The organism is Enterococcus raffinosus (assembly GCF_001886185.1).
Taxonomy (GTDB): domain Bacteria; phylum Bacillota; class Bacilli; order Lactobacillales; family Enterococcaceae; genus Enterococcus_A; species Enterococcus_A raffinosus.
Genome location: NZ_JXLA01000073.1, coordinates 1 through 5,129 on the forward strand (window position 1 = coordinate 1; position 5,129 = coordinate 5,129).

At 29.1% G+C, this 5,129-nt stretch carries 8 protein-coding genes; all 8 read left to right on the forward strand.

Translation table 11 applies throughout. The features are described 5' to 3' along the window. The first annotated feature begins 63 nt into the window (after positions 1–63). Positions 64–159, forward strand: coding sequence for a CD1871A family CXXC motif-containing protein (locus RV13_RS21590; RefSeq protein WP_253254076.1), 96 nt, complete (start codon positions 64–66; stop codon positions 157–159). Further along, entirely contained in the window at positions 152–433 is a 282-nt protein-coding gene (locus RV13_RS21720) for a hypothetical protein (protein WP_028020921.1), read from the forward strand. Before RV13_RS21590 ends, RV13_RS21720 begins: the two co-directional genes overlap by 8 nt. 29 nt (positions 434–462) lie before the next feature. After that, positions 463–636 carry a 4Fe-4S binding protein gene (locus RV13_RS21725; RefSeq protein WP_249024502.1) on the forward strand — a complete coding sequence of 58 codons (174 nt, stop codon included), beginning with the start codon at positions 463–465 and terminating at the stop codon, positions 634–636. A 94-nt stretch (positions 637–730) separates the two neighbouring features. Continuing rightward, positions 731–1,048 carry a 4Fe-4S binding protein gene (locus RV13_RS21730; protein WP_028020919.1) on the forward strand — a complete coding sequence of 106 codons (318 nt, stop codon included), beginning with the start codon at positions 731–733 and terminating at the stop codon, positions 1,046–1,048. 18 nt (positions 1,049–1,066) lie between these two features. Beyond that, positions 1,067–2,344 (forward strand): ABC transporter permease, encoded by a 1,278-nt coding sequence (locus RV13_RS19960; protein WP_028020918.1) that lies wholly within the window; start codon positions 1,067–1,069, stop codon positions 2,342–2,344. A gap of 9 nt (positions 2,345–2,353) precedes the next feature. Further along, positions 2,354–3,010 carry an ABC transporter ATP-binding protein gene (locus RV13_RS19965; RefSeq protein WP_060789641.1) on the forward strand — a complete coding sequence of 219 codons (657 nt, stop codon included), beginning with the start codon at positions 2,354–2,356 and terminating at the stop codon, positions 3,008–3,010. Beyond that, the gene (locus RV13_RS19970; RefSeq protein WP_028020916.1) at positions 3,010–4,386 is read left to right on the forward strand and encodes an ABC transporter permease; all 1,377 of its coding nucleotides are present in this window, start codon (positions 3,010–3,012) and stop codon (positions 4,384–4,386) included. Before RV13_RS19965 ends, RV13_RS19970 begins: the two co-directional genes overlap by 1 nt. Positions 4,387–4,515: 129 nt before the next feature. After that, on the forward strand, positions 4,516–5,129 hold a 614-nt coding region (locus tag RV13_RS19975), incomplete at its 3' end, for an IS256 family transposase (RefSeq protein WP_211276178.1).

Genomic DNA, 5,129 nt, shown 5'->3' on the forward strand with positions numbered 1-5,129 from the left:
TTTGTCAAAAAAAGTGTTGCCATTCCAACAAACTTTAATGGTAGATTGAATGGTATACAGGCTATGCCAGAGACTTTCTTTGTTGATAGTAATGGAGAAACTAAAGTTGTCTTGGATAAGGCGATAAGAATTTGTATGGAGTGTATTGGAATTGGATAGAATTAAAAATATTATAAATGGTAGTACAAAAAAAGATAAATATAAAATAAGAGATCGTTTTAGGCATTTATTTCAATCCGTTTGGTTTTTAATTACTAATTCTTACTTTGAAGGGTTTAAGACTGGTAAAATCTACGGGGGGAATTTAAAGAAAATTTGTGTTCCGGGTATAAATTGTTATTCATGCCCGGGAGCAAAAGGTTCTTGCCCAATAGGATCACTACAGGCAGTAATTGGAAATTCAAAATATAAGATTAGTTATTTTATTATATAGTTGGGATTTTGTTTTTTATAGGAGCATTGGTGGGAAGATTTGTTTGTGGATGGCTGTGTCCATTTGGATTGATTCAAGATTTGCTACACAAGATTCCCTTTTTTAAAAAAGTTGAAATATTTAAGTTTGATAAACATTTGAGAAAATTGAAATACATAATATTACTTGTATTTTTCATTAATATTCCCTTTATTTTTGGTTGATATTTTAGGTCAGGGTTCTCCGTATTTTTGTAAACTTAATTGTCCGATTGGTATGCTGGAAGGAGGATTACCACTTATTTTATTAAATAAAAGTATGAGAAGTGCGATAGGTTTCTTGTATTATTGGAAAGGAATCATTCTAATAGTTACTTTGTTACTTTCTATAATTATATATAGACCTTTTTGTAAATATATATGTCCACTTGGAGCTATTTACTCAATTTTTAACCCTATTTCAATATTTAGATATAGATTGGATAAGGATAAGTGTATTAATTGTGGAAAATGTAAAAAAGTTTGCCAAATGAATAAAGATTCAGTTGAGAATTGCAATCATCTGGAGTGTATCAGATGTGGACGATGTAAAAATGCTTGTCCAGTGGATGCAATTAGTTATGGAGTAAGAAAATAGAGAGGAGTAGTTAGGAAAGTGATAAAAAATGCTATAGCATATATTACAAGAAAGAAAAATAGAACTTTAATAATTTTTATCATATTAACTATAGTTCTTTCTTGCTTGTATTCTTGTTTAACAATAATGAAATCAAGCAATGAAATAGAAAAGGCTTTATATGAAAGTTCTAATTCTTCAATATCAATAACAAAAAAAGATGGTAAATATTTTAATGTTAATCAATTTAAAGATATTGAAAAATTAAAAGAAATTGAAGAAAAAATAATTCAATATGATGGATTAGCAAAACTAAAAGATGCTAAAGTAGTTAGCGGAGAACAAAGAATAAATAGAGAAGATTTATCTGACGAATTTAAGAATGTTGTTTCACTCGAAGCTACAAATAATACTAAAAGAAATATTTTATTTAGTAGTGGAGTATTTACAATTAAAGAAGGTAAAAATATAGAAGAAAATGATAAGAATTCAATTATTGTTCATGAAGAATTTGCTAAACAAAACAATCTAAAATTAGGTGATGTAGTTGATCTTGAATTACTAGATATTGAAAAAAGTGGAAAAATAAAAAGTCATAAATTTAAAATTATAGGGATCTTTTCTGGTAAAAAACAGGAAACATATACAGGATTATCTTCTGATTTTAGTGAAAATATGGTGTTTGTAGATTATCCAACAAGCCAAGAGATATTAAACAATTCAGAAAATAATGAAATTGCAAATAAAATTTTAATGTATTCTGGTAGTGCAGAATCTACAGACTTAGCCTTAAACAAATTGAAAGAGCTTAAAATTGATGAGTCAAAATATTTTGTTGAAAAAGATTCTAATGCGTTTGAAGAGTCTTTAGAGTCAGTGAGTGGAATAAAATATATAATAAAAGTAATGACTTATTCTATTATGTTAGGTGGGATGGTTGTTCTTTCATTAATCTTGATTCTATGGTTAAGGGAAAGAATTTATGAAATAGGTATATTTTTATCTATTGGAACATCTAAGATACAAATTATAATGCAATTTATATTTGAGTTAATATTCATATCGATACCAAGTATAATATCTTCCTTATTTTTAGGAAATGTATTACTAAAAGTAATTGTAGATGGATTCATTAACTCAGAGGATTCAATGATTTCCGGTGGAAGTTTAATAAATAATAGTAGTTTTATGTCAAATATAACAACGCTTGGACAAAGTTATTTAATATTAATAAGTATTATTGTTTTATCAGTTGTATTTGCTTCTTCATTAATGTTAATCAAGAAGCCTAAAGAAATCTTATCAAAAATAAGTTAGGAGAAAATAATGGATATATTAGAAATAAAGAATGTAGCATATAGTTATGCAAATTCTAAAGAAAAAGTTTTGTCAGGAGTAAATCAGAAATTTGAACTTGGGAAGTTTTATGCGATAGTAGGAAAGTCAGGAACAGGAAAATCTACACTTCTTTCCTTACTTGCTGGACTTGATAAACCTCAAATAGGAAAAATATTGTTTAAGAATGAAGATATACAAAATAAAAGATATAGTAATCATAGAAAAAATAATATATCTTTAGTATTTCAAAACTATAATTTAATAGATTATTTATCACCAATTGAAAATATTAGATTAGTAAATAAATCAGCAGATGAAAGTATCTTGTTTGAACTAGGTTTAGATAAAAAACAAATAAAAAGAAATGTTATGAAATTATCTGGTGGACAGCAACAAAGAGTAGCTATTGCTAGAGCATTGGTATCAGATGCTCCAATAATACTAGCTGATGAGCCTACTGGTAATCTAGACAGTGTTACTGCTGGAGAAATAATTAATATATTAAAGACATTAGCTAAAGATAGAAATAAATGTGTAATAGTTGTAACACATAGTAAGGAAGTAGCAGATTCTGCGGATATCATTTTAGAACTAAGTGGTAAAAAGTTGGAAAAAGTAAATAAAATGAATTTGGAGGTTGAATAATGATAAAAAATGCATTTGCTTATGTAACTAGAAAAAGTTTAAAATCATTAATTATTATATTAGTTATTTTATCTATGTCAACTTTAAGTCTCATTAGTTTATCTATTAAAGATGCTACGGACAGAGCTTCAAAAGAAACATTTGCTAATATAACAAATAGTTTTTCTATGGAGATAAATAGACAAGTAAATCCAGGAACACCTAGAGGTGGGGGAAATGTAAAAGGTGAAGATATTAAAAAGATATCTCAAACAGATAGTATAGACTCCTATGTAAAAAGAATAAACAGTGTTGCAGATTTAGTTGATTATGATATTATTGAAACTCAAGAGACTCTTGCGAATCAATCACCTGAAAGAGCAAAGAATTTTAAAAGAACAGTTATGTTAACTGGGGTTAACGACTCAACAAAAGAAACAAAATTTGTATCAGAAGCATATAAATTAGTAGAAGGAAAGCATTTAGAAAATGAAGATAAAAATAAAATCTTAATGCATAAAGATTTAGCTGAAAAAAATAATCTTAAAGTTGGAGATAAGATAAAAATAAAATCTAATTTATTTGATGCCGATAATGAGAAAGGTGCAGATGAAACAGTAGAAGTAGAAATTAAAGGTCTATTCGATGGGCATAATAGTGGTGGAGTAAGTGCAGCACAAGAACTATACGAAAATACATTAATCACTGATGTTCATACAGCTGCTAAAGTTTATGGTAATACCGAAGATACAGCTGTATACCAAGATGCAACATTCTTTGTAAAAGGTGATAAGAATCTTGATAGTGTAATAAAAGATCTTGGGAAATTAGATATAAATTGGAGAGAATATAATTTGATTAAAAGTTCATCAAATTACCCTGCATTACAACAATCTATATCAGGTATTTACTCAATTTCAAATAAATTATTTTTTGGCTCATTAATATTTGCAGGAGTTGTAGTTTCATTATTATTATTATTATGGATGAATGCTAGAAAGAAAGAAATAGCAGTATTACTATCATTAGGTATATCAAAATTAGAAATTTTTGGTCAATTCCTAATTGAGATGGTATTTATATCAATCCCCGCATTCGTTGGTTCTTATTTCTTAGCTCAATATACAGCTGACAAGCTTGGGAATAATATATTGAATAAGGTTACTGGTGATATAGCTAAACAAATAGCTAAACAATCTGCATCTAGCCAATTAGGTGGTGGGGCAGAAGCTGAAGGATTTAACAAGACATTATCAAGTTTAGATATCAATGTATTACCTAAATTCATGATTTATGTAGTTATATTTATGAGTTTAGTACTTCTTGTATCATTGATTATTTCTTCATTCAATATATTAAGAAGGAATCCAAAAGAATTATTAATTGACAATAATTAAAATTTTCGGTGCTTTTTAGCACCAAAAATGAGAGTGTAATATAAACCGTGTAAGTAACCATCAATCCTAGGCGGGTGGTTGCTTCACGGTTTTTATTTTTCTAAAATAAGATCAAGAGGTGATTACACGATGGCTAGAAAGAAAAGAAATCCTGATGCTGAGAAGTTAGCTGAATCCATTTTGAATACTTATCAACCCGAATCTGTAGAGGATATGCAAGATGTTTTAAAAGATGTGTTTGGTCCCTTATTTGAAAAAATGCTTCAAGGAGAATTGAATAACCATTTAGGGTATGACGCCCATTCTAAAGAGCCAAAGAAACATGACAATCGACGAAACGGTTATGGCAATAAGACGCTTAAAACGAGCTTTGGTAAAGTAAACATTGATGTTCCCAGAGACCGGGAGGCTTCTTTTGAACCTGAGTTGATTCCTAAGAGAAAACGAGATGTCTCCGACATCGAAGGTAAGGTTCTTTCCATGTATGCACGAGGAATGAGTCAATGCGATATCGCCGCAACCGTTGAAGATATTTACGGCTTTGATATTTCCCACGAAATGATTTCTGATATCACGGATGCCGTCCTTCCTGAATTGGAAGAATGGCAAGCTCGGCCATTAGCCAAGTGTTATGCATTTCTATTCGTTGATTGTATGTATGTCACTTTACGCGAAAACTATGAAGATAAAGAATATGCTGTGTACACCATTCTTGGCTATGATCTTAAAGGAAACAAGGAGAT

What these genes read in the sequence shown, in the direction of transcription:
- RV13_RS19965 (WP_060789641.1), top strand. Translation starts at nt 2,354, where the DNA reads ATGGATATATTAGAAATAAAGAATGTAGCATATAGTTATGCAAATTCT.
- RV13_RS21730 (WP_028020919.1), top strand. Translation starts at nt 731, where the DNA reads ATGAGAAGTGCGATAGGTTTCTTGTATTATTGGAAAGGAATCATTCTA.
- RV13_RS19970 (WP_028020916.1), top strand. Translation starts at nt 3,010, where the DNA reads ATGATAAAAAATGCATTTGCTTATGTAACTAGAAAAAGTTTAAAATCA.
- RV13_RS21590 (WP_253254076.1), top strand. Translation starts at nt 64, where the DNA reads ATGCCAGAGACTTTCTTTGTTGATAGTAATGGAGAAACTAAAGTTGTC.